Origin of the sequence: Gloeomargarita sp. SKYB120 (genome assembly GCA_025062155.1) — a bacterium.
GTDB lineage: Bacteria > Cyanobacteriota > Cyanobacteriia > Gloeomargaritales > Gloeomargaritaceae > Gloeomargarita.
Genome location: JANXAM010000018.1, coordinates 27956 through 49525 on the forward strand (window position 1 = coordinate 27956; position 21570 = coordinate 49525).

21 protein-coding genes are annotated in these 21570 nt (G+C 58.2%); 13 read left to right on the top strand and 8 right to left on the bottom strand.

Annotated elements, in window-relative coordinates; translation table 11 throughout:
* Positions 1–182 precede the first annotated feature (182 nt).
* The gene (locus tag NZ705_07820; protein ID MCS7292862.1) at positions 183–1757 is read left to right on the top strand and encodes a BamA/TamA family outer membrane protein; all 1575 of its coding nucleotides are present in this window, start codon (positions 183–185) and stop codon (positions 1755–1757) included.
* Here NZ705_07820 and rimI read toward each other — a convergent pair.
* Both rimI and NZ705_07830 read right to left on the bottom strand, forming a co-directional pair.
* Positions 1754–2212, bottom strand: coding sequence for a ribosomal protein S18-alanine N-acetyltransferase (gene rimI, locus NZ705_07825; GenBank protein ID MCS7292863.1), 459 nt, complete (start codon positions 2210–2212; stop codon positions 1754–1756). The genes NZ705_07820 and rimI overlap by 4 nt on opposite strands.
* Positions 2209–2865: a Uma2 family endonuclease gene (locus tag NZ705_07830; protein ID MCS7292864.1), complete on the bottom strand. Its 657-nt coding sequence runs from the start codon at positions 2863–2865 to the stop codon at positions 2209–2211. Before NZ705_07830 ends, rimI begins: the two co-directional genes overlap by 4 nt.
* A gap of 271 nt (positions 2866–3136) precedes the next feature.
* Here NZ705_07830 and topA point away from each other — a divergent pair, with 271 nt between their 5' ends.
* Positions 3137–5761 carry a type I DNA topoisomerase gene (gene topA / locus NZ705_07835; protein MCS7292865.1) on the top strand — a complete coding sequence of 875 codons (2625 nt, stop codon included), beginning with the start codon at positions 3137–3139 and terminating at the stop codon, positions 5759–5761.
* 1 nt (position 5762) lies between these two features.
* Here topA and NZ705_07840 read toward each other — a convergent pair whose 3' ends face one another.
* Entirely contained in the window at positions 5763–6530 is a 768-nt protein-coding gene (locus NZ705_07840) for an FtsQ-type POTRA domain-containing protein (protein ID MCS7292866.1), read from the bottom strand.
* Between the two features lie 245 nt (positions 6531–6775).
* Here NZ705_07840 and NZ705_07845 point away from each other — a divergent pair, with 245 nt between their 5' ends.
* From NZ705_07845 to NZ705_07855, 3 genes are all read left to right on the top strand, one after another.
* Positions 6776–7024, top strand: coding sequence for a hypothetical protein (locus NZ705_07845; protein ID MCS7292867.1), 249 nt, complete (start codon positions 6776–6778; stop codon positions 7022–7024).
* A 455-nt stretch (positions 7025–7479) separates the two neighbouring features.
* Positions 7480–8376, top strand: coding sequence for a metallophosphoesterase (locus NZ705_07850; protein MCS7292868.1), 897 nt, complete (start codon positions 7480–7482; stop codon positions 8374–8376).
* 9 nt (positions 8377–8385) lie between these two features.
* On the top strand, positions 8386–10701 hold the full coding sequence (locus NZ705_07855) for an AAA family ATPase (protein ID MCS7292869.1): 2316 nt from the start codon (positions 8386–8388) through the stop codon (positions 10699–10701).
* On the opposite strand, the gene NZ705_07860 is transcribed toward NZ705_07855, so the two are convergent.
* Positions 10679–12901, bottom strand: coding sequence for a cation-translocating P-type ATPase (locus NZ705_07860; protein ID MCS7292870.1), 2223 nt, complete (start codon positions 12899–12901; stop codon positions 10679–10681). The two genes, NZ705_07855 and NZ705_07860, sit on opposite strands and share 23 nt — an antisense overlap.
* Before the next feature lie 152 nt (positions 12902–13053).
* On the opposite strand from NZ705_07860, the gene NZ705_07865 reads away from it, so the two are divergent.
* The gene (locus NZ705_07865) at positions 13054–13536 is read left to right on the top strand and encodes a hypothetical protein (protein ID MCS7292871.1); all 483 of its coding nucleotides are present in this window, start codon (positions 13054–13056) and stop codon (positions 13534–13536) included.
* Here the strand turns inward: NZ705_07865 and NZ705_07870 are convergent.
* Positions 13533–13712: a hypothetical protein gene (locus NZ705_07870; protein MCS7292872.1), complete on the bottom strand. Its 180-nt coding sequence runs from the start codon at positions 13710–13712 to the stop codon at positions 13533–13535. The two genes, NZ705_07865 and NZ705_07870, sit on opposite strands and share 4 nt — an antisense overlap.
* A 10-nt stretch (positions 13713–13722) precedes the next feature.
* The gene (gene leuD / locus NZ705_07875; protein MCS7292873.1) at positions 13723–14331 is read right to left on the bottom strand and encodes a 3-isopropylmalate dehydratase small subunit; all 609 of its coding nucleotides are present in this window, start codon (positions 14329–14331) and stop codon (positions 13723–13725) included.
* Between the two features lie 376 nt (positions 14332–14707).
* On the opposite strand from leuD, the gene NZ705_07880 reads away from it, so the two are divergent.
* The 7 genes from NZ705_07880 (at position 14708) to folP (ending at position 20590) form a co-directional block, all read left to right on the top strand.
* Complete coding sequence (locus NZ705_07880) at positions 14708–15457, top strand: protein phosphatase 2C domain-containing protein (protein ID MCS7292874.1); 750 nt, start codon at positions 14708–14710, stop codon at positions 15455–15457.
* 35 nt (positions 15458–15492) lie between these two features.
* Complete coding sequence (locus NZ705_07885; GenBank protein ID MCS7292875.1) at positions 15493–15969, top strand: DUF4079 domain-containing protein; 477 nt, start codon at positions 15493–15495, stop codon at positions 15967–15969.
* Between the two features lie 15 nt (positions 15970–15984).
* A complete protein-coding gene (locus tag NZ705_07890) occupies positions 15985–17220 on the top strand; it encodes a S41 family peptidase (GenBank protein MCS7292876.1) in 1236 nt (411 codons plus the stop codon).
* The gene (locus tag NZ705_07895) at positions 17213–18496 is read left to right on the top strand and encodes a homoserine dehydrogenase (protein ID MCS7292877.1); all 1284 of its coding nucleotides are present in this window, start codon (positions 17213–17215) and stop codon (positions 18494–18496) included. The genes NZ705_07890 and NZ705_07895 overlap by 8 nt, the downstream gene beginning before the upstream one ends.
* Positions 18487–18783, top strand: a complete 297-nt coding sequence (locus tag NZ705_07900) for a hypothetical protein (GenBank protein MCS7292878.1) — start codon at positions 18487–18489, stop codon at positions 18781–18783. Before NZ705_07895 ends, NZ705_07900 begins: the two co-directional genes overlap by 10 nt.
* A gap of 95 nt (positions 18784–18878) precedes the next feature.
* Entirely contained in the window at positions 18879–19775 is an 897-nt protein-coding gene (locus NZ705_07905) for an Hpt domain-containing protein (GenBank protein MCS7292879.1), read from the top strand.
* A gap of 2 nt (positions 19776–19777) precedes the next feature.
* Positions 19778–20590 (top strand): dihydropteroate synthase, encoded by an 813-nt coding sequence (gene folP / locus NZ705_07910; GenBank protein ID MCS7292880.1) that lies wholly within the window; start codon positions 19778–19780, stop codon positions 20588–20590.
* A gap of 245 nt (positions 20591–20835) precedes the next feature.
* Here the strand turns inward: folP and NZ705_07915 are convergent, their stop codons facing one another.
* Together NZ705_07915 and NZ705_07920 are read right to left on the bottom strand one after the other, a co-directional pair.
* Complete coding sequence (locus tag NZ705_07915) at positions 20836–21132, bottom strand: transposase (protein ID MCS7292881.1); 297 nt, start codon at positions 21130–21132, stop codon at positions 20836–20838.
* Positions 21133–21382: 250 nt separating this feature from the next.
* Positions 21383–21570: hypothetical protein (locus NZ705_07920; GenBank protein ID MCS7292882.1), on the bottom strand; the 188-nt coding region annotated here is incomplete at its 5' end.

Sequence of the window (21570 nt, forward strand, 5' to 3'; positions counted from 1 at the left end):
TGAACAGTTCCCTGCTTTCTCTCCCTGATAATAGTGCAGATGTTGAAGGTGAATTCAAGGGAGTGGCTGCCAACCTTATCCAAGCTAGCTCCACACGGGCGGGGCAGCTAGGGCCTATGTCTAGCGCCCAGCAACCTATGGAATTTTCTCCCAGATTGGTTCAAGTCTCACCTAGGTTCATTTTGACCACACCTTTAGCTAATCCCGATGAGATGCTGACTGTAGAAGCGGTGGAAGTTGTTGGCAGTACTATCCTTTCGCCTCGACAAATTAGGCAATTGATTGAACCAGTCCTGTTTCGGCGTGTCACCCGTCGTCAATTGCAGGATGTTGCGGATGCTATTACGCGTATCTATGTTGAGCAAGGCTATATCACTTCTCGAGCGGTTGTCGTTGAAGAGACCATTCCCCTGGGTAAGATTCGCATTGATGTTATTGAAGGACGGCTAGCCGACATTCAAATTACAGGCAACCGGCGTTTGTCCACGGCTTACATTCGTAGCCGTCTGAAGCTAGCAGATAAGGTTCCCTTAAATGTGAACGCTCTTGAGGAGCAATTGAGACTGCTTAGGGCCACCCCCTACATTGAAAACATTGAGGCCACCTTACGACCGAGTGAAGACCCTCAGGCTCGCGCAGGAGACAGCATTCTGCTCGTGAAAGTGCTTGAGGATAAGCAACCTCTAGTCCTAGGAGTTGGTTTTGATAACTATATCCCTCCAAGCATCTCCCAGCAACGGGGGCTTTTTTACTTAGGGTATCAGAATATTAGCGGCATCGGTGATGAAATCTTTGGTTCATATACCTTTGGCCTAACCCCTAGTCGTTTTGGTGTACCGGCTCTGAATGAGCTTGACTTGCGTTATCGCGTGCCCATTAACCCGATGGATGGAACAATCCAGGTGCGTCTAGTAGCGACTGCGAGCCAGATCACAGACAGGGCTTTTGAAGCGCTTGACATCAATGCAATTTCAGGTTTGGCTGAGTTTTCCTTCCGGCAACCGATTATTCGGAGCGTGCGACAAGAACTGGCCCTTTCTACGGGATTCACCTACCAAATTTCCCAAACCTTTACCTTTGCAGGGCCAACACCCTTTGGATTTGGACCTGACCGCGATGGCTCTAGCCGGACGAGTGTCTTGAAATTTGGCGTTGACTACACTTATCGGGACACGTCGGGGGTTTGGCTAGCACTCTCACAATTTAATCTAGGGTTGCCCATCTTCAATGCTACCCTTAATGGCGATGGTCCCTTTCCTGGAAAGGTCTTTCCCGATGGACGCTTTCTTAGCTGGCAAGCCCAGGGGCTGCGGCTGCAAAATCTCGGCAACGATTTTTTACTAATTTTACGAGGTGATGTGCAACTTGCAACTAGGCCTTTGTTAGCGCAACACCAGTTTGTCATCGGGGGCGGCCAGTCAGTCCGGGGCTATCGGCAAAATGCTCGCTCTGGTGATAATGGCATGCGCATTTCTGCTGAATTTAGAATTCCCGCAGCCCGAGATGCGAATGGTCAGCCGTTTTTTTATTTGACCCCGTTTATTGAGTTTGGTCGGGTCTGGAATAACAGAACAAACCCAAATGTATTAACGACACCTAACACGCTCGCTGGTGCAGGTATAGGATTTCTTTGGACACCGGTGCCAGGTTTAGACGTGCGTTTCGACGCCGGAGTGCCAATTATCTACAACCGTGATCGTGGATTCGATATGCAGGATTATGGGCTTTACTTCAGTGTCGTTTACCGTGCGTTTTAATGATTGGGCTGATGTCGCCACAAAATGAAAGCGTCATCGTCAGGATTGTGGTAGTAATGACGACGTTTGCCTAGGATGCGAAATCCGCAGGATTGGTAGAGATTGAGTGCTGGGGTGTTCTGGGCACGCACTTCTAAGGTAACATGGGCAATGGTAGAGGGTAATTCTTGAAGCAGATAATTTAAAGTGGCACGACCAATTCCTTTTCGCCGGTGGTCTGGATGCACCGCCAGCAAAACGATGTGGGCTTCATCTAAAATGAGCCAGGCAGCAGCCATAGCAACTAATTGATTGGCAACGTCATACCCCACAAAGAGAGTGCTGTCTTTTTGCAATTCCGTTTCATACTGCCGAGCGGACCACCAGCCCCCAAACACCGCCTGGTCCAACGCCACGACGGCTGGACCATCCTGGTCAGTTAAGCGCCGCAACCGCTGGGTGTCAAGAGCTGTCATTCCTTTAACTGTCTCATGTGGGCTTGGACTGTTTGCCGCCAGGCCCGTTCGGCTGCTACTTCATCCTGGCGCGCTTGGGCTAGGAATTGATACAGATGTTCTTTTTGAACCCAAGGGAAAGTCGGTGAAGAATCTGACTCTTGGTAAACCCCATTGACCAGCACAAAAATCCGCCACTCCTGCCCGTTATAACGCCAGAACTCCGGTACACCCATGGCCGCGTACAAGCAATTTTTATCAATGTCGGTGTGGGTAATGTCCACTTCCACCACCAGGTCGGGGGGCGGGTCCCGCCGGAAATCCACACTGCGCCCTGCCACTTCGGGTTGATGTTGAATGTAGTAGGCGCTATCAGGTTCTGCACTCCGATTCAAGTCCTCTCGTTCAATCGTGGTGGAACCTATGGTCTTGAGTTTCAGCCCCATTTCAACCACCAAAATAACGATAAAACGCTCAATCAGACGCAGTGCAAATTCATGTTCTTCTAAAGGCATGGTAATTTCTAACGTTCCCTGGTCATAGGTCAGGCGAGCGGCCCGTGATTCCGGTAATGCGCGGAGAATTTGCTGATAGGATTGCCAGGTTAAGCCGCGGAGTGTGACTCGTTTTTCACCTACAGGATGTGTCGTTACTGGCGCAACAAGGGTAAACATCCACGCCCATGACGCAACGCTCACTCCCAATTGTAGGGTATTGCTATCGAAAGCCCTTGTCATTGGGTCCCAAGACAAAGCTTGGTCCTTAGTTTCCCGACGGGTTCTCTTTGGGGTTACAGAGCATAACTTGTGCCGAGCTATCTGGATTTTGGGGTTCCCCGCAAGCTTGGCTGGTTCTTTGGACTACACACTGGCGCCGTCTGTTGCCTAACGTAGTAAGTATCCTATCCTGGTCATCAACTGCTCCGCTTACTGGTGGTTCACTGCTATGCCCCGTTCGCGTACGCCGGCTCCAGCATCGGACAACGGCCAGCCCACCCTCGTCATCGTGGAGTCACCCACCAAGGCCCGCACCATCCGCCAGTACCTGCCAGCGAATTACCGGGTAGAAGCCTCGATGGGTCACGTGCGGGATTTGCCCCAGTCGGCCAGCGAAATTCCCCCGGAATACAAGGGCCAGGAGTGGGCCAGCTTGGGGGTCAACGTCCACCACAACTTTGAACCGCTCTATATCATCCCGCCAGATAAGAAAAAGGTGGTCAACCAACTGAAAGCAGCCCTCAAGGACGCCAAGGAACTGATCCTGGCCACTGATGAAGACCGCGAAGGAGAAAGCATCAGTTGGCATTTGACCCAGGTGCTCCAGCCCCAAGTGCCCACCAAACGGATGGTGTTCCACGAAATTACCCGCGAGGCCATCCAAGAGGCGCTGCAAAATTGCCGCCAACTGGACGAAGGGCTGGTCCGCGCCCAGGAAACCCGCCGCATCCTGGACCGCCTGGTGGGCTATACCCTCTCACCTCTCCTGTGGCAAAAGGTGGGGCCGGGGCTGTCAGCCGGACGGGTGCAGTCAGTGGCGGTGCGCCTGCTGGTGGAACGGGAACGGCAACGGCGGGCGTTTCGTGCAGCGGTGTACTGGGGTGTCAAGGCGCGCCTGTCGGCCCAAGGCACCCCTTTTGAGGCACGGTTGGTGGCGCTCAACGGTGAGCGCTTGGCCACCGGCCAGGACTTTGACCCGAAAACTGGTCAACTGCTCCCAGGACGCGCAGTGCGGTGGCTTCAGGAAACGGAAGCGACAGACTTGTGTCAACGGCTTCAAGGGGTCCTGTGGCGTGTGCAGGCAGTCGAGTCTCGGCAAGTCCAGCGGAAACCGGCGCCGCCTTTCACGACCTCCACCCTACAGCAGGAGGCCAACCGGAAACTGCGGCTTTCTGCCCAGGAGACCATGCGCATCGCCCAGAATCTCTACGAGCAGGGCTACATCACCTACATGCGCACAGATTCGGTGCATTTGTCCCAGCAGGCGATTGACGCAGCCCGCGCCTGTGTGCGGGAGATGTACGGCGAGGCCTATCTCAGTCCCCAACCTCGCCAGTACGCCACCCAAACCAAGGGCGCCCAGGAGGCCCACGAGGCGATCCGACCGGCGGGCAGTACCTTTCGCACCCCCCAGGAAACGGGCTTGACGGGGCGGGAATTGGCTCTCTACGAACTGATCTGGAAACGCACAGTGGCGACCCAAATGGCGGAAGCCCGGATTACCCATCTGACGGTGACCCTCCAGGCGGGAGACGCGGAATTTCGCACCACCGGCAAGCGCATTGATTTCCCTGGCTTTTTCCGGGCCTATGTGGAGGGTTCCGATGACCCGCAGGCGGCTCTAGAAGACCAGGAAATTCACTTGCCGCCGTTGGCGGTGGGCGATACCCCTATTTGTCTCCAAGTGGAACCGGTGCGCCACGAGACTCAACCGCCAGAGCGCTATACGGAAGCCTCCCTGGTGAAAACCCTGGAAAGCGAGGGCATTGGCCGGCCCAGCACCTACGCCACCATCATCAGCACGATTCAGGAACGGGGTTACGTGCGAACTGAGGGTAACGCGCTGGTGCCCACCTTCACGGCTTTTGCGGTCACGGCGCTGCTAGAGCGTTATTTCCCTCACCTGGTGGACACGGGGTTCACCGCTCGGATGGAGCAGACCCTGGACGAGATTGCGGAAGGGCAGGTGAATTGGCTGCCCTACTTGCGGGAGTTCTATCTAGGGGAACAGGGGCTGGCCAACCAGGTGAAGCAGCAAGCCGAAAGCATCAACCCAGCGGCGGCCCGCACCCTGGAACTCGAAGGGTTGGGTGATGCCAAAGTCCACATCAGTACCCGCTACGGCCCCTACGTGGAAATCCCCCAGAATGGTCAGACTATCACGATTTCCCTGCCCAAAGACCTAACGCCAGGGGAACTCACGCCGGCGGTGCTGGAGGAACTCCTGCGCCAGAAAACCGAAGGCCCCACCAAGCTGGGTTTCCATCCCGATACCGGCGAGCCGATTTACGTCCTCACCGGCAGCTACGGCCCCTACGTGCAACTGGGCGACGTGAACGATACCCACAAAAAACCCAAGCGGGTTTCGCTTCCCAAGGGGATAACGCCAGAGCAAGTGACGTTGGACATGGCGGTGGGGTTGCTCTCATTGCCGCGGATTCTGGGTCCCCATCCCCAGGGCGGCATCGTCAAGGCGGGATTGGGTCGCTTTGGTCCCTACGTCGTCCACGACCGCGGCAAGGACGGCCAGGAGTTCCGCTCCCTCAAGCCTGAGGATGATGTATTGACCATTAGTCTGGAGCGGGCGCTGGAATTGCTTGCCCAGCCCAAAGCCACCCGCAACCGGAGCGCCAGTACCTTGGTGCGGGAATTGGGACCCCATCCCGAGGACCAGGAACCGGTGCAGGTCTATCAAGGCCCCTACGGCTACTACATCAAACACGGCAAGGTAAACGCGGGGTTACCGGAAGGAGTGACGCCAGAACAACTGACCCTGGACCAGGCGGTGCAGTTGCTGGCCGAGCGGGGTCCAGCCGGACGCAAACGCACAACGACCCGGCGCAAAAAGACTTAATTCACCGGCGCAGCTCAATCAACGGTGCTTGCGGGTCGCTGAGGTCAATGGCGGCAATCCGCTGCAAAGGCACCTGGCGAGGTAAATGCCGCAGGCGGTCTAGGGCCAGCAATTGCGCGGGTAATTGTTGCACGTCGCTCCCCAGGCGAATCCACCCCAACTCTGTTTGCAGGCGCAGATCCCCCGGTTGCTCCCAATCAAGGGCAGTTACCCGCACGGGACTCGTGGCAATCGCGCGATACACCTGTGGCCACAGGGAGGCCTGGGTCGGATGCCAGCCCCGCACCTGCAAAACGGGATACCGCTGCAATTGCCGTAGCACTGGCGCGTATTCCGCCCCCAAACGATGGCCCTCGGCGTCAAGAAACCCCTGCTGCTCAGATGGACAGGGCTGAGTGCAGGTCAGTACCGCCACTGGCCAGCGCTCTTGAACCCATAACTCGACCCGCGCCGGAAAGGCTCGCCGTCGCACCCGCACATCAGCTACTACGGGTTGTTGCTGCAGGCGTGCTGTGAGCACCGTTGGCGATAGTTGCCACAGGGGTTGGGGCTGGTCAAACTGGAGCCACTGGCGCACCTGAGTTTCCGTCAGCAGGCCCTCTGTGTGAATCCGAATCTGCTCCGGTTGCACCACCCACCAGCTCGGATGTTGCACTAGCCAGACCAGGCCAGCAGCGACTCCTGCTGTCGCCAGCGTCTGCCATACCTCCAAAAGTAATTGCCGCCGTCGTTGGCGGCGGATTTGTCGCCGTCGTTGTTGAAAATCCATCTCGCCGGTGCCGGTTCCTTTTCCCCCATCATGACATTTGGAAGCAGGAATCTCAAGCGCTGAACCTGTAAAAACTCCTGAGCCAGCACTTCATCGCTCAGTCATCCATGCTCGTCACATTTGGGGTCCCAGAGTGTAGCTCCGTTGCCGCTTCTCTCTGATAACTGAAGTGGCTTGGCCGCAGCAACTTCATCACTTAGGTTACTTATGGTTGTCATAGCTAAGCTTTTTAAGGTTGTCATATAATGAACGTGTTACTATGGGGTGAAAAAATGCTCAGACCATATAACTATGATTTGCGCAACAAGGCAGTAGAAACTATCATGGAAGTCAGTCAGCTCCTAAACGTCAGCTATCAAACGGTACAAAAATGGCTCAGACAAGGGTCAGAAACCGGAGACGTTCACCCCAAGGAAGGTTATCAAAAAGGCCATCGTCATAAGCATTTCAGCGGTTTGCGGATTAACGGGAGATGGCTGCTTGCTTCGGTGTGAGTTGAGGCCCTGCAAAAGCGACAGGCTTATGGTGAATACCACCAGAGAAGGTGGCCTATATCGGCCAGTCCAAGAGTCTATGGGGAAAAACCATTGTGGGGAACGGTTTATCAATCAGGGTGTGTGGTGGAGCCATTCACTTGGATAGGCTACTATCCGATGGTTAAGTGAGAGACTTTTACCAGCGATAAGGCGGTGAGATAGGTCGTGGAAGCGGCTGGGTGTCGCTTGGTTTAGTTACCAAGATATTCACCTGATTTCAATCCGATTAATAAAACGGTGGGTCAGTCATGCGTGGAGTTTAACCAAACAGAACCTGCGTTCTCTCGTGGATGAAACCGTCTGTCTTATATGTCAACTTTTGCCGGCTTAGCTATAAAACCTTCTGCAATGATTTTTTAAGGTTCTAACTAGAGAAATTGGTTAAGAATAGGTAGGGATACTCAAGGTGGTCGATGCATCGTTGGCTGGTGGGTGCGTTGCAGGTGGAGCAAGTGACAGTGGCCATTCCCGGCTTGCCCCAAACCCTAGCCGGTGTGCGCGTGGTGCAGCTTTCTGACTTTCATTTTGATGGGTTGCGGTTGAGTCCATCGCTTCTGCGGACGGCTCTGGCGGCGACCCAAGCGGCGCAACCCGATTTGATTGCCCTCACGGGCGATTACGTTACAGACGACCCCCAGCCCATCTGGGAATTGGCCAGTTATCTGGGGCAGTTGCGGGCGACCTACGGCATCTACGCGGTGCTGGGCAACCATGACATTGAATGGCCCCAAGCCCGGGCGACTATCACCCAAGCATTGACGAGTGTCGGGATTGAAGTCCTGTGGAACCAGGTCTGTTACCCGCTGGGACCGGGAATGGCGGTGGTGGGGTTGGCGGACTTTTGGTCCAAGGAATTTCGACCAGCGCCTCTGTTCGAGTCCTTACCCCCGGACGTGCCGCGTCTGGTGCTTTCCCATAACCCGGACAGCGCCGAGGTGCTCCAGCGGTGGCGCGTGGATTTGCAATTGTCGGGGCACACCCATGGCGGCCAAATTGTTATTCCTGGTTGGGGGCCGCTGCCTGCCTATACCCACGCCTGGAGGCAGCGCATTCCTCGCTGGTTACGCCGCCGGATTCCTTCGCCCCTGTTCAACCAAAGCTGTGACCGGGTGACCCAGCACTGGGAGTGGAGCCAGGGACTGCACCGAGTGGGGAACAATCAGCTCTACGTCAATCGCGGGCTGGGGACGTACTTGCCGGGACGATTTGGTTGCCCGCCGGAGGTCACCGTGATTACCTTGATGCCCGCTTGTCCTTCAGCGCAATCTCCGGTTGTGGCCCAACCCGTTTTTGAACCATCGCAGGTGTGAGCGCTGGCGGTGAACCCCAAGGACTACCTGGTGATAGACACGGAGGGACAGGACTACCTGGCGGAAGTGGCCCTGGTAGACCCCGGTGGTGCGGTGGTCTATACGGCCTACGCCCAGGAGCATCCCCAGAATGCAGACCGTCGTCCTCATAGCCGTCCGCTACGGCAAATCCTGCGGGACTTGCAAACCCTGGCTGCGGGTAAATCCCTGGTGTGCCACTATGCCGAACACGACCGCCGAATTATCGCCCGCAGTTACCGGCGCGCGGGTTTGCCCCCGCCAGATTTTAATTACGTCTGCACCTGGGAGCTGGCTCGGCAGCGCTTGCCGGCCCTGGCCAACTATTCCTTGGAAAATTTGTGCAAATATCTTAATCTGAGGGTCGGGAACAAACGCTTTGACCCGAACCACGCCCATAGCGCCCGTTACGATGCCCAATTTACCCACCAGCTTTACCGTCGCCTGTGTGCCCTGATGACCAATCCCTTTGACAGCAGCCGGGTGGACCATCCGTTTCAGCAACACCCCGATTGCGCAAGTATTTACGCCGAAGAGTACCGCTATCTGAAATCGCTCCTGCCCTATATTCAGAAGGACCCCAACCACCAGAGTCGGGGCGCGGTGGTCCTTGGCCCAGCGGGTTCCGGCAAAACCCACCTGATCATGCGCATGGCCCAGGAACTGCTTAGCAGCAACCGTTTACTGTTTATCCGCCAGCCCAACCACCCCCAAACCGTTCTGTATCACACCTACGCCCGTATCCTGGAATCGTTTGCCGAAAAGGTCCCCGGCACGCCTTACACCCAACTGGAACTGTTTATAGCCAACAGCCTCATCCGTATCCTCGGCGACTCGCCGAAATTTCTCAGTACGCAAAGGGGAAGAGACATCCTGGCCAGCCTACAAAATGACCAACTGAGTTTGTATCAACGCTTGGGGAAAGAGGGCACCGACAGTCACCGCCAGAGCTGGCACATCATCGAGCGTTACTTAACCGACTGGTGGAGCCAGCGCTATGCCGCTGCGGGTTATGCCGTCCACATTCTCAAGGGTCTCGTCCGTTTTTGCCGCTACACTGACCCGACGAAAAAGGAACTGACCCGCCGCTGGTTGGCCGCGCAAGAACTGGAACCGGACCAGGCGGAAGGGATTGGCCTTCCCAATTGGCAGGAGGACCTCAGCCGCGAGGAGTTTGCCCTGACGGCCATGGGTGTGTTTGGGAAATTGTCGGTGCTGGACCAGCCCCTGATCCTGGTGTTTGACCAACTGGAGGGCCTGGGCCAAGCCCACCAGGCGCCATTGCTGGAAAGCTTTGGGGCGGCGGTCAAGGAGATGCTGACCCACGTGCCCAATAGCCTGGTTATTCTCAACCTGTTTCCCGAGCGCTGGCAACAGTTTCAAACCGTGTTTGACCCCTCGGTTACCGACCGGCTCTCCCAATACGTCATTCACCTGCGACACCCCCAGCCAGAACAACTCCGACAAATGCTGCAGCAACGGGCTGGCGATACCCCCCTGGAGGAATTGTTTACGCCGCAGGAATTGGCCGATATTCTCAACCAAAAATCCATCCGGGCGGTGCTGAATCGGGCGGCGGCTTACTATCGCTACAAGTATCAACATATTCCCTTACCGGATACGCCCACCCCTTCCCGCGAGGAACAATTGGAACAAGCCCTGGCCCAAATCTGGCGCCTTTTGCAGCCCCTGTTTTCCCCATCGCCGTCTCTTCCCGACCGCTCTGCTACAGCCGCAGCGGGACCGACGCCGATGGAAATCCTCCAACCCTATCTCCAGCGCAAACACGGCGAACTGCTTGCCCGCTACGACCGTCCCACAGTCATCAACGACACAGATGACCTGGGTAAATTCACCACCCTCCTGGAGACCTTTCAAATTCCCTTTGCGCACTTGCCTTTGGGTAAAAAAGCCTTGCCCGAGTTGGTCCTGCTCCCCGCCCAGCAGCAGGTTATCGCCTTTCACAGCCGCAGCGGCTCCTCCTTCGTGGCCCGCCTCAAAAACTTCAATGAACTCGTCGCCGCCTACCCCCAGTATCAATTCCTGCTGTGGCGAGACCGTCGTGAACCCTTGCCTAGCGGTCCGGTGACGGCCCAGGAAATTGCCAAATTACACCATGCTGCCAACGGCCAATTCAAATGGATGGAGCGGGAAGACCGTCTTGCCTTCGAGGTGCTTTACGCTATGGTCACGGACATCCAGAACCAGGACCTGGAGGTCACCCTGGCTGATGCGAAAGCGGCGCTGCGACAAGTGCTTGCCCCTTCTTGGTTAACGGCCCTGCTCACGCCGTCTGCTGGCGCATGAGGGGAACAGGTGGTCGCAGGGTCAGCGAATTTAGAACCACCGCCAGCGAACTGAGGGCCATCAATCCGGCGGCTGACGTCGGGGTGAGCGCCCAACCCCACGGTAAAAACACGCCCGCCGCTAGGGGGATGGCCACTAGGTTGTATAAAAAGGCCCAGGCCAAGTTCTGGTAAATTTTGGCGAACGTCCGCCGGCTCAGTTCCCAGGCCGCCGCCACATCCCGCAGGTCGTTGTGGATGAGAACAATGCCCGCGCTTTCCAGGGCCACTTGGGTTCCCCGCGCCAGGGCAATCCCCACCTGGGCTGCGACCAATGCCGGCGCGTCGTTGCTGCCATCGCCGACGACGGCCACCCGATGCCCCTGCTGTTGCCAGCGAGTCACCCACTCTACCTTATCTGCCGGTAGTAGACCGCCTTGCCCGTGGTCACGGGGCAAACCCAACGCCTGAACCAGATGTGCCACCACGTCTGGGCGGTCACCGCTCAGCACCCGCACCTGCAACCCCTGGTCCCTCAGCCACTGAACCACGCCGTGGGCTTCAGGGCGCACTTGGTCCCGCAGGAGCAAAATCCCCACCGGTTGTCCCGCAATCTGGAGCGCCACCACTGTCTGTCCGGGTGCCAAGAGGACGGGTAACGGTAACTCCGCCGGCCAACGCCCCAACTGAACAGGGTAGCCATCTACCTGGGCGGTAACCCCTATGCCTGGTTGCACCTGTCGGTCATGAATAGACCACTGGCGTTCGACGGCGGGTGCGCCCTGGCGAATCCCCACCGCTATCGGATGGGTACTCCCCCACTCCAACTGGGCCGCCAGTTGCCACAGTTCATCCGCGCTGGTCACCAGGGGATGGGAGTGGAGCAGATGTACCTGCTCCACCTGAGGTTGCCCTTGGGTAAGCGTGCCGGTTTTATCAAACACCACCGTATCCACCGTGACCACCTGCTCTAGGATGTCCCCCCCGCGAATCAATAGGCCCCGTTGCGCCCCGCGCGTCAAACCTACCAGGACTGCCATCGGTGTGGCCAACCCCAGCGCGCAAGGACAAGCCACCACCAGCACCGCCACCACTCGGTGAATGGCGACCAGCCAGGGATGGTCTATATCGGGCCACCATATCGGCGCCAGGCACCCCCAAAACAGCAGGGTCGCACTGGCAATGCCCAACACCCCGTAAGTGAACCCAGCCGCAATCCGGTCCGCGATCCTCTGCACCGGTGCCTTGCGGGCTTGCGCAGTGAGCACCAAGTTCAGGATTTGGCCAAGGCGAGTCGCCGCTCCCGTGGCTGTTACCTCCACCACCACCGTATCAGTGACATTCACCGTGCCGCTGTAGACGGGGTCGCCCGGCTGGTGCAGGACGGGGAGCGATTCACCAGTCAACATCGCCTGATCCACCAGCGTGACCCCGTCGCAAATCACACCGTCTACGGGGAAGGTCTCGCCCGGTTGCACCTGGACTTTTTGACCCACTTGCACCTGCACGAGCGGCACGGATTCCCACACGCCCTGGGGTGATAACAGCCGCGCCGTTGGCGGTTGCAGCGCAACCAGGGCCGCCAGCGCCTGTCCCGCCCGTTGACGCGCCCGCGCCTCCAGCGCCTGCCCCACCGACATCAGGGCAATCACCATCACCACTTCGTAGAAAAACCGGTCCCACCCCCAGTCGGGCCGCCACCAGGCCACCAGACCAGCAACGTAGGCCACCGTCACGCCCAACCCCACGAGGCTATACATGGTCGGCGCTCCGGACCGCCAGCTTTGCCAGCCGGAGACGAGTATTTCCCGTCCTGGCAGGAGAAGCGCCAGGGTTGCCAGTAGGCATTCCGTCAGGGGGTGATGGAGCCAGGGCCAGTGATGAGACCCCCAGGAAGAGTGCCCCAGCGCCGCCAGCGCTAGTAGTCCCAGGGCTAACAGCAAGTGCCATCGCGAGCGCTCGAGTGTCCGATGGGTTTCCCAGAGACGGTGGGGCCGGCTTGGATAGCCTTTTTGGGTCAAAAACTGGGCGAGTTTTTCCGGGACGACTTGGGTGGCATCCCCAAGAACCTGGGCTTGGTGGGTCGCCAAATTCACCGTTACGGCTAACACCCCCGGATAGCGCCGCAAATGCTGTTCCACCGCCCGCGCACAGCCAGCGCATTTCATGCCCTCGATATCCAGCAGGATGCTTTGCGTTGCTGGTGGTGCCGACAGGTTCATGGTCAACATTCCCTAGATGTGGGCCCCTGTTCCAGTCTAGCCATCCATCCCCGGACGGGTAGCGTCGAGCAAAATTTTTCTATATGTTGCGAATAGCCCGCCTGGAAACCCAGGTCCTAAAATGGTAAAAACCAACACTGGGAGACGCAGGGATGAGCCGGTGGCGACGTCCACGCCTGCAGCCAAAAAAAATTGCCGTCACCTACTACGCCCTGAGCAGCGCGCCGGTCGAACAAATTTGGCAGAAGCTGGCGAATCTGGCGGATCTGTCCTGGCATCCCCTGGTTACTCGCCCCCATGTCCCGTGGGGTTTACTGCCCAAGCCCGGTTTGCTGTACGATGCGGTCTCTCGCCTGTTTCCCATCCGGGTGCGGATTTTTGTAGAGCGCGTACAGCAGCAGCAATTACTGAGCGTGCGGGTGTTTGCCCTGCCCGGCGTGGAGGAGCGGGTGACTTACCAAGTGCAATCCACCGTCTGCGGCACCCAGATTTCCTACTCCCTCACGCTCCAGGGGTGGCTATCGCCGTTGGTCTGGTCGGTTATCCGGCCTCGCGCCGCCCGCGTGGCTCGGCAGTTAGCCCAAGCCGCTGAGGGACGATTGACCACTTCCTGGGATGGGATGTCAGTGATCTAGACCATCGCTTCGGGAAAGGTCTGGGCAAATTCCGCCAGCAGGTCGTCCATTTCCTCCAGCGCCTGGGTGACGTCAATCCGCAGGGTACCCAGCTCCGGTTGCGCCAAAAGTTGCACCAGGACGTCCCGCTTTTTTTGGATGGCCTTGATTTTCTGCTGGAGTTCCTGCTTGTCCATTGCCTTCCCTTTACAGATCTTTCCTCCGACTGTAGGCGATTTTTGCGTGCCTGTCCAGCCGGGCTGCCGTCGCCAGGATGGCTTCGCGATTGGCCAGCAGTTGACCACAGGCGTCCCACGTGCCCTGCAACAACGCCCGTTGCGCCCTTGGCTCCATCTGCACCGACCAGGTTTGGGTTCCCGTTGCCAAGGTCAGCCGCTCTAGGTCCAGCGTAAACACCTGGCTGGGGTCAGTGGCAATGTGCGCTTGTAGGAACTGAATCACGTCAGGCGGAGCAGTTGCCACTGGCAAGCCCAGCGCCAGGCAGTTTCCCGCAAAAATCTCCGCAAAACTCTCCCCCACGATGGCCCGGATCCCCCAGCGTCGCAGGGCCTGTGGGGCGTGCTCTCGGCTGGAGCCGCACCCAAAGTTGGCATTGACCACCAAAATCGTCGCCCCCTGGTACTGGGGTTGGTCAAACGGGTGGTCGCCCCGCGCCCGGTCGTCGGCAAAGACGTGCGCCCCCAACCCGTCAAACGTGACACAGCGCAGAAAACGGGCGGGAATGATCCGGTCAGTGTCAATGTCGTGGCCTACCAGGGGAAGGGCGCGACCAGTAATGCGCTGAATTGGCGTCATGGCGGCTGAGGCAACTGGTCGTTCTCTTTAACTATTCAAGCAGAGAGAAGAGGCCACTAGAAACAGCGTGTCATGGCTTTGGTTATCGCCAAACCACTTCAGGCCGCTATGGCTAGGCCACCCTAGAACGGTGCTGCACCCTGCAGCGGTATGACATGACAAACCTTGGCTACAGGGAACCAACCGCAGGGCCTTGCCCTAGAACGCTAATATCAATGGACCTGACCCGCCAGAAACCGCTGTCTAGGGCTGGGATTTCCGTAAATTTACGCAGGGGAGCGGCGCGATTTTTTGTCATGATGGCAACGTAGGACGGTTTTGGTTAAGAACGTGGAAATGCGGCTGCTTGCAGGCTCGCGGTGGATGGGTGACCGCTATGCGGCTGCGCTTTAGTGCCCTAACCCACCCTGGTATTGTCCGGCAACACAACGAAGATGCCTACTACGTAGATCCCGCAGGGCGCTTTTTCATGGTGGCCGACGGCATGGGTGGCTATTCGGGAGGCGAACGGGCAAGCCAATTGGCGGTTTCGCTGGTAGCGCTCTATCTCGACACCCACTGGCAATCCACTGCATCCCTAGCGGAGACTATCCAACAAGCCATCCTGCGGGCTAACGAACACCTGCTGGTGGAACAGGCCGAAAACCCTGTGATCAGAGACATGGGAACCACGCTGGTACTGCTGTGTTGCGGGGCGGGCAATCAGGCCTGGTATTGCCATGTGGGGGATTCGCGCCTGTACCGATTTCGGCACAACCACCTGGAGCAGTTAACCCGTGACCATACCTGGGTGGCGCAGGCTGTCGAAGCTGGAGGACTATCGCCGCTGCAGGCGCGTTCGCATCCCTGGCGCCATCTGCTGACCCAGTGTCTTGGGCGCGAGGACTTGGAACCGGTGGTAGTGCAGTCTCTGACGCTGGAGCCAGGGGACTGTTATCTCCTGTGCAGCGATGGGTTGACCGAAGAGGTGCTGGACTGGCAAATTGCGGCGACGTTGCGGCGGCGGCGTTCCCCGGAGTGGACAGTGCAGGCTTTGGTGGATGCGGCCTGTCAGCACGGTGGCCGAGACAATATCACCGCTGTCGTGGTCCAGGTGCTAGAGGAGACGGAAGCCCCACCGGCCTGATACGCTATCGTAAAAGCTAGCGAGGAGGAGAACCCATGGACGCGCAGGTGCGGAGCTGGTTGCAGCCGGTGGCTGATTTTTTTAACGGTCTGTCTATACCGGAACCGATTGTCCACTGGGGGCATCCCGTCATGATGGGCATCGTACTGGTGTTTATGGGCAGTTTTGCCGCTTGGCGGGGATGGCAAGGTCGGTTGGCGACCGACCCCCACCTCAAGCAGCAAGCGTGGCGGGAACACCGCCAGTTAGTCCCCTGGCTGTACCTGTTCCTGGCGTTGGGCTACAGCGGCGGACTGCTCTCGCTGGTGATGCAGGGGCAGGAGATTTTCCACAGCGCCCACTTTGTAACGGGAACCCTGGTATTGGCGGGATTGACGGTGAACGCCCTGTTGGCGCTGGGAATGAAGGGGGCAGCGGCCATTCGCACCCTCCACGCCTACGTGGGAAGCGCAACCTTGGCGGTGGCGGTGGTGCATATGGCCTTGGGCGTGCAATTAGGGCTGTCATTCTAGGGAGCAGGAAACCCGATGCGCCTGCTTTGGAGTTGTTTGCTGGGATTGCTGTTGTGGTGCTACGGTGGGGTGACGGCACCAGCCTTGGCCATGACCGACGCCCAGCGGTTGGTGGTAGAGGTATGGCACATCGTCAACCGGGCCTACGTGGACCCCACCTTCAACGGTCACAACTGGCAGCAGGTGCGGCGGGCGGCCCTGCAGCGCCCCCTGGAGACCATGGCCCAGGCAAGGCAGGTCATTCAAGAAATGCTGGTCCAGTTGGACGACCCCTTTACCCGGCTGTTGCCCCGCCAGCAATACCGCACCCTGCAGACTACCACGGCGGGAACGCTGACAGGTGTAGGGCTGCAGCTCGTGTTAGATGGGGAGCAGCGGGTGCCTTTGGTGGTGGCACCAATTCCCGGTTCACCGGCGGCCCGGGCGGGCATCCAGAGCCATGACCGCATCGTGGCGATTGACGGCCAACCCACCCAGGGTCTGGACATGGAGACGGCGGCTAGCCGGTTGCGGGGCGCGCCAGGGACCCCTGTGACCCTAACACTGCAACGGGGCGAGCAGCAATGGACAGTGACCCTGGAACGGCAGCGGGTGATCCTACCCTCGGTGGTGTGGGAGGTGCGGCCCGGTGACATCGGCTACATCCAACTCAGCCAATTCAGCGCCAGTTCTGCGGCGGAGATGGCCCGGGCGATTCAAGCGCTCGAGGCCCAGGGCGTACGGGGCTACGTTTTGGATTTGCGCAACAACCCAGGTGGTCTTTTCCAGGCGGGGATAGAAATCGCCCAAGAGTGGATAGACCAGGGCACGGTGGTCTATACCGTTAACCGAGACGGGGAGCAAACGGATTTCACCGCGGCGGGCCAGGCGTTGACGGATAAACCCCTGGTGGTGTTGATCAACCACGGCACCGCAAGCGCCAGCGAGATCTTGGCAGGGGCGTTGCAGGACCATCATCGCGCCTGGCTGGTGGGAGAACCCACCTTCGGCAAGGGATTGATCCAGTCGGTCTTTCCCCTGAGCAACGGGGACGGGTTAGCTGTCTCGGTGGCCCGCTACCAAACCCCAGCGCACCACGATATTCACCGGCGAGGGATCACGCCCGACCAACTGGTGCCGACGCCTGCAGAGGGTATCACTGACCCCGCTAGGGACCCCCAGTATCAAGCGGCGGTGGCTTGGTTAGAGCGCTACCTAGCCCAAGGTTCCCCTTCTATCCTGGAAACAGAGCAACGGGGGTGGCATGGATAAAATTAACGTTGGTCTTTTAGGGCTAGGGACCGTGGGTGCCGGCGTGGCAGCGATTCTGCTCGACCCCCAGGGACGCCATCCCCTGCTAACGGACATCGTGTTGCGGCGGGTGGGGGTACGGTCCCTGCACAAACCGCGGGCGCTGCATCTGCCGGCGGGGATTCTCACCACCGACCTGGTAGGCCTGGTCCAGGACCCGGACATCCACATCGTGGTGGAGTTAATGGGTGGACTGGAACCGGCGCGCAGTCTTCTCCTGCAGGCTATCCAGCAGGGCAAGCACGTGGTCACGGCCAACAAGGCGGTCTTGGCCCGCTACGGCACAGAACTGTGGCAGGCGGCTCAGGACAAGGGAGTCTACGTGTTGATGGAAGGGGCGGTGGGCGGCGGCATTCCCATCATTCACCCCCTGAAGCAGGCGCTGGGAGCCAACCGGCTGACCCGCGTGCTGGGGATTGTCAACGGCACTACGAACTTTATCCTGACCCAGATGGAGCAGGCGGGGATAGACTTTGCCACCGCCCTGGCGACCGCCCAATCCTTGGGTTATGCCGAAGCCGACCCCCGCGCGGACATTGACGGCGAGGATGCGGCGGACAAAATTGCCATCCTGGCGACCCTGGCCTTCGGCGTGCAGGTGGTGCGGGAGGAGGTTTACTGCGAAGGCATTGGTGGGATTGAGCCAGTGGATTTGCAGTACGCCGAACGGTTGGGATTTCGGATAAAATTGCTGGCCTTGGCCCAACGGCAAGGGGAAGCGCTGGACATTCGGGTACATCCGACCCTGATTCCTGTCAGTCACCCGCTAGCCAGTGTGCAGGGGGTGCAAAACGCGATTGTCCTAGGGGGCGACCCCGTGGGCGAGGTGATGCTCCAGGGACCGGGGGCGGGAGCCGGACCCACCGCCAGTGCCGTGGTGGGCGATATTGTCAATGTAGCGGCGACGCTGCGGGCCAACTCCGGCTATCATCCCTTGTTGGGGGCGACCGGCGCCCTACCGACGCGGCGATTGCCCATGGACGAGGTACAGACTCGTTTTTATACCCGTGTCTTGACCCAGGACAAGCCAGGGGTCATCGGGCAACTGGGTACCAGTTTTGGCCGGCACGGGGTGAGTCTGGAATCGGTGGTGCAGATTGGTCGCCGGGACGACCTGGCCGAAATTGTGGTGGTCACGCATCAGGTGCGGGAGGGGGATTTTTGGCTGGCGCTGGAGGAAATCCGCCAGTTTACGGCGGTAACGGCCATTCCCACGGTGCTGCGGGTGTGGTCGTAGAGGACCCGCAATTGCGGGAGATTCAGGACCTGGTGCGGGCAGCAGCCCGGGCGCGCGAGGGCAATGTGACGGCTTTGCTGGCGTTGTTGCGTCTCCTGGAGGCCCTGCACCGGGAGATTGAAACCGGCCCCTTCAACGACGCCTTGCCCCAGACCCGCCGGGATTTGTACAACTTGTTGCTAGACATGGAAACCCACGGTGGTTGGCCCTATATCTATCGCCGTAGCTTGGAGAGTTTACTGACCCACTTGCGGGAGACGGAGACCTGGACCGAACCTCAAGAATGAATCCACGCTTGACCGGGGAGTACCCGTTTGGGGAAAAATAGGGGTACACTGATGCCATAGCCCCGCGCCTCCACGCCGTTGAAGGGAGAGTGGTCATGTTACCGGAACAACAGCGCAAAATCCTACTGTACTTCATCGAAGAGGCCAAAGAGCATTTGCAGACTTTAGAGCAGGGGTTGATGAACTTGCAGGCCAACGCCCGCAACAGCGAAATGGTCAACGAAATGTTCCGGGCGGCCCACTCGATCAAGGGAGGGGCGGCCATGCTGGGGTTTGACAGCATTCGTCGCACGGCCCATCGGCTGGAGGACTGTCTCAAGATCGTCAAGGAACATCCCAGCACCCAGGTGGACCAAGAGACGGAGAACCTATTCTTACAGGGCTTGGAGACTCTAGAGACCCTAATCCAGCGTCTGGAGCAGGGGGATTTCACCGAAGAGATGGGACAGGCGGCCCTGCAGCAGGCAGAACCCCTGTTTGGGCTGTTGCAACAGCGGCTGACGGGCATGCCAGTCGAGACCAAGCCAGCGGTTCCGGCCAATTTTTCGGCCCAAGTATTGGGCATCCTGCGACAGATCCTGGAGACGGTCAAACAGGGAGATGGTGCTGAATGCGCGCAGCGGGTGGCGGACCTATGTGGCCAGCTGGGAAATCTGGCTCCTGACATTTCCACCTGGCAAACCCTGACCCAAACCGCCCAGCGAGCGGCCACCAATCCGCGCGTGCCCCTGACTAAAATTGCAGGGGTGTTGCTCAAGGAACTCAAACAGGCCAGCGAACTGATCCAGCAGGGCAAAAGTCAACAGGTCGCACCCAGCGAGGTGCTCTGCCGTCTGGCGGGGGGCGAGACGGTCGCACCGGCAGCGCCAAAACAAATCACCATTCCGTTGGAGCCCCAAGAGGCCGCCAAATTGTTGGTGGCCCACTTTGAGCCGGCGCAGTTGACCCTGCTAGCGAAATTGCTAGTGCAAGCACTGAAGCGCCCGAACTGACGGTGAACTGGGGACAGCGCACCTATTTGATGGGGATTGTGAACGTCACCCCCGACAGTTTCAGTGACGGCGGGGAGTATTTTGCCCCAGAGCTGGCGGTGGCCCACGGACAGCGGCTCGTAGCCGAAGGGGCTGATATTTTAGATATTGGCGGGCAATCGACCCGTCCCGGCGCTGAAATTGTCCCCGTCGAGGAAGAATTGCGCCGTGTGATTCCCGTGATTGAAGCCCTCGCCCCACGGGTGAACGTGCCAATCTCGGTAGATACCACGCGGGCCGTGGTCGCGCGAGCAGCCCTGGCGGCGGGAGCAACCTGGGTCAACGACGTCTCTGGCGGCACCGACGACCCCGAGTTGTTGTCAGTGGTTGCGCAGGCCCAAGCAACCGTGGTGTTGATGCACCGGCGCGGCACCCCCAAGACGATGCAGACCTTGACCCACTACGACGATTTGATCGGGGAAATTCGAGATTTTTTAGAGCAACAAGTGCGCAAAGCCCAGCAGCTCGGCATTGAACGCATCGTGATCGACCCGGGGATTGGTTTTGCCAAAACGGCTGACCAAAATTTGACGATTCTCCGGGAACTTCACCGATTCAAAACCTTAAATTGCCCCATCTTGGTTGGCCCCTCGCGCAAGAGTTTTATCGGCCACGTCCTCAACCAACCCGACCCCAAACAGCGGGTGTGGGGAACCGCCGCCGCTTGCTGTGCCGCTATTGCCCATGGTGCCGATATTCTGCGGGTTCACGACGTAGCCCCAATGAAACAAGTCATCCAAATGGCCGATGCCATCTGGCGGGGGTATTCCTATTGAAAACTCGCCTGCTTGCGCAGCAATTCCTCCAGCGTGAGTTCCAGGTCAGAGTAGTGCTATTTAAGTAATGATGCATTATAGTGGTGGATGAAGTTGAATATAATGCCGATGTGATTTTCTAGGTTTTTATAGCTATAGCTAAGCTGCTTTAGCTTGTCAGAGAGAGGAGAGAAAACCCAAAGGCCAGGCCGTGCGCTGGGACTCAAGCGCTGACAACCATAGATGGCTTGGCTATATAGCTAAAATCACAAAACTTGACATAAGCTACGGATAGTTTCATTGACCAAGGATTGTAGATTCTCGATTGCACTTACCTGTAGCTTACGCACCTTTTGCTTAATCCGATACCACACATGTTCAATCGGGTTCAAATCTGGCGAATATCTAGGCAAATATATATGGCTAAGCACAGAATGCTTGACACAGGCAGCAACCAGAACCCTAGATGTTTCCACGCTACTTGCTCCCCAAGGACGATAACCTAAATGTTTTCTGCTATAGCTAAGCACAGAATGCTTGACATAGGTAGAACCCGGAACCATAGATGTTCCTGTATTTGTTGCTTCTCAAGGAGCGGCAACCTAAATGTTTTCTGCTATAGAGGGCAAGCGGCCCAAAAGTAGCGACTTCGCAGCTAATGAAGCCGCAGCCGTTATTTTCGCACCGTTGATTAAAGAAATTGCCCCTGCTGTCGCTGCTTTAATCAAATTGCAATAAATTTACTGCCTGGGCGAGTTATCCGGTGTGGTTGCCGCATCCCTATCGGAGCGCACTTCCTGCACGGCCTCCACGTCAAGCACCAGCACAAAAGGTTGCCCCATCTTCTCGGCCAGGAACCTGGCGGGGGGTAATTTCTCCCGGCGTCCGCACCGTTAGATGCACCTCCGGTGGATTTTCATACCAATTGGTGCGAATCCGGATCAATTCCATGCGCTGAAACGTAACCGTTCCCCGCAACAATGCCCGGCGAATTTCCGCCT

Excerpts from the sequence above, each read along its gene's own strand:
- NZ705_07915 (MCS7292881.1), bottom strand. The coding sequence starts at position 21,132 with ATGGTTCCGGGTTCTACCTATGTCAAGCATTCTGTGCTTAGCTATAGC.
- NZ705_07905 (MCS7292879.1), top strand. The coding sequence starts at position 18,879 with ATGTTACCGGAACAACAGCGCAAAATCCTACTGTACTTCATCGAAGAG.
- NZ705_07895 (MCS7292877.1), top strand. The coding sequence starts at position 17,213 with ATGGATAAAATTAACGTTGGTCTTTTAGGGCTAGGGACCGTGGGTGCC.
- NZ705_07845 (MCS7292867.1), top strand. The coding sequence starts at position 6,776 with ATGAACGTGTTACTATGGGGTGAAAAAATGCTCAGACCATATAACTAT.
- NZ705_07880 (MCS7292874.1), top strand. The coding sequence starts at position 14,708 with ATGCGGCTGCGCTTTAGTGCCCTAACCCACCCTGGTATTGTCCGGCAA.
- NZ705_07865 (MCS7292871.1), top strand. The coding sequence starts at position 13,054 with ATGAGCCGGTGGCGACGTCCACGCCTGCAGCCAAAAAAAATTGCCGTC.
- NZ705_07830 (MCS7292864.1), bottom strand. The coding sequence starts at position 2,865 with ATGTTTACCCTTGTTGCGCCAGTAACGACACATCCTGTAGGTGAAAAA.
- NZ705_07885 (MCS7292875.1), top strand. The coding sequence starts at position 15,493 with ATGGACGCGCAGGTGCGGAGCTGGTTGCAGCCGGTGGCTGATTTTTTT.
- NZ705_07850 (MCS7292868.1), top strand. The coding sequence starts at position 7,480 with ATGCATCGTTGGCTGGTGGGTGCGTTGCAGGTGGAGCAAGTGACAGTG.
- rimI (MCS7292863.1), bottom strand. The coding sequence starts at position 2,212 with ATGACAGCTCTTGACACCCAGCGGTTGCGGCGCTTAACTGACCAGGAT.
- NZ705_07840 (MCS7292866.1), bottom strand. The coding sequence starts at position 6,530 with ATGGATTTTCAACAACGACGGCGACAAATCCGCCGCCAACGACGGCGG.
- NZ705_07860 (MCS7292870.1), bottom strand. The coding sequence starts at position 12,901 with ATGAACCTGTCGGCACCACCAGCAACGCAAAGCATCCTGCTGGATATC.
- NZ705_07870 (MCS7292872.1), bottom strand. The coding sequence starts at position 13,712 with ATGGACAAGCAGGAACTCCAGCAGAAAATCAAGGCCATCCAAAAAAAG.
- topA (MCS7292865.1), top strand. The coding sequence starts at position 3,137 with ATGCCCCGTTCGCGTACGCCGGCTCCAGCATCGGACAACGGCCAGCCC.
- NZ705_07890 (MCS7292876.1), top strand. The coding sequence starts at position 15,985 with ATGCGCCTGCTTTGGAGTTGTTTGCTGGGATTGCTGTTGTGGTGCTAC.
- leuD (MCS7292873.1), bottom strand. The coding sequence starts at position 14,331 with ATGACGCCAATTCAGCGCATTACTGGTCGCGCCCTTCCCCTGGTAGGC.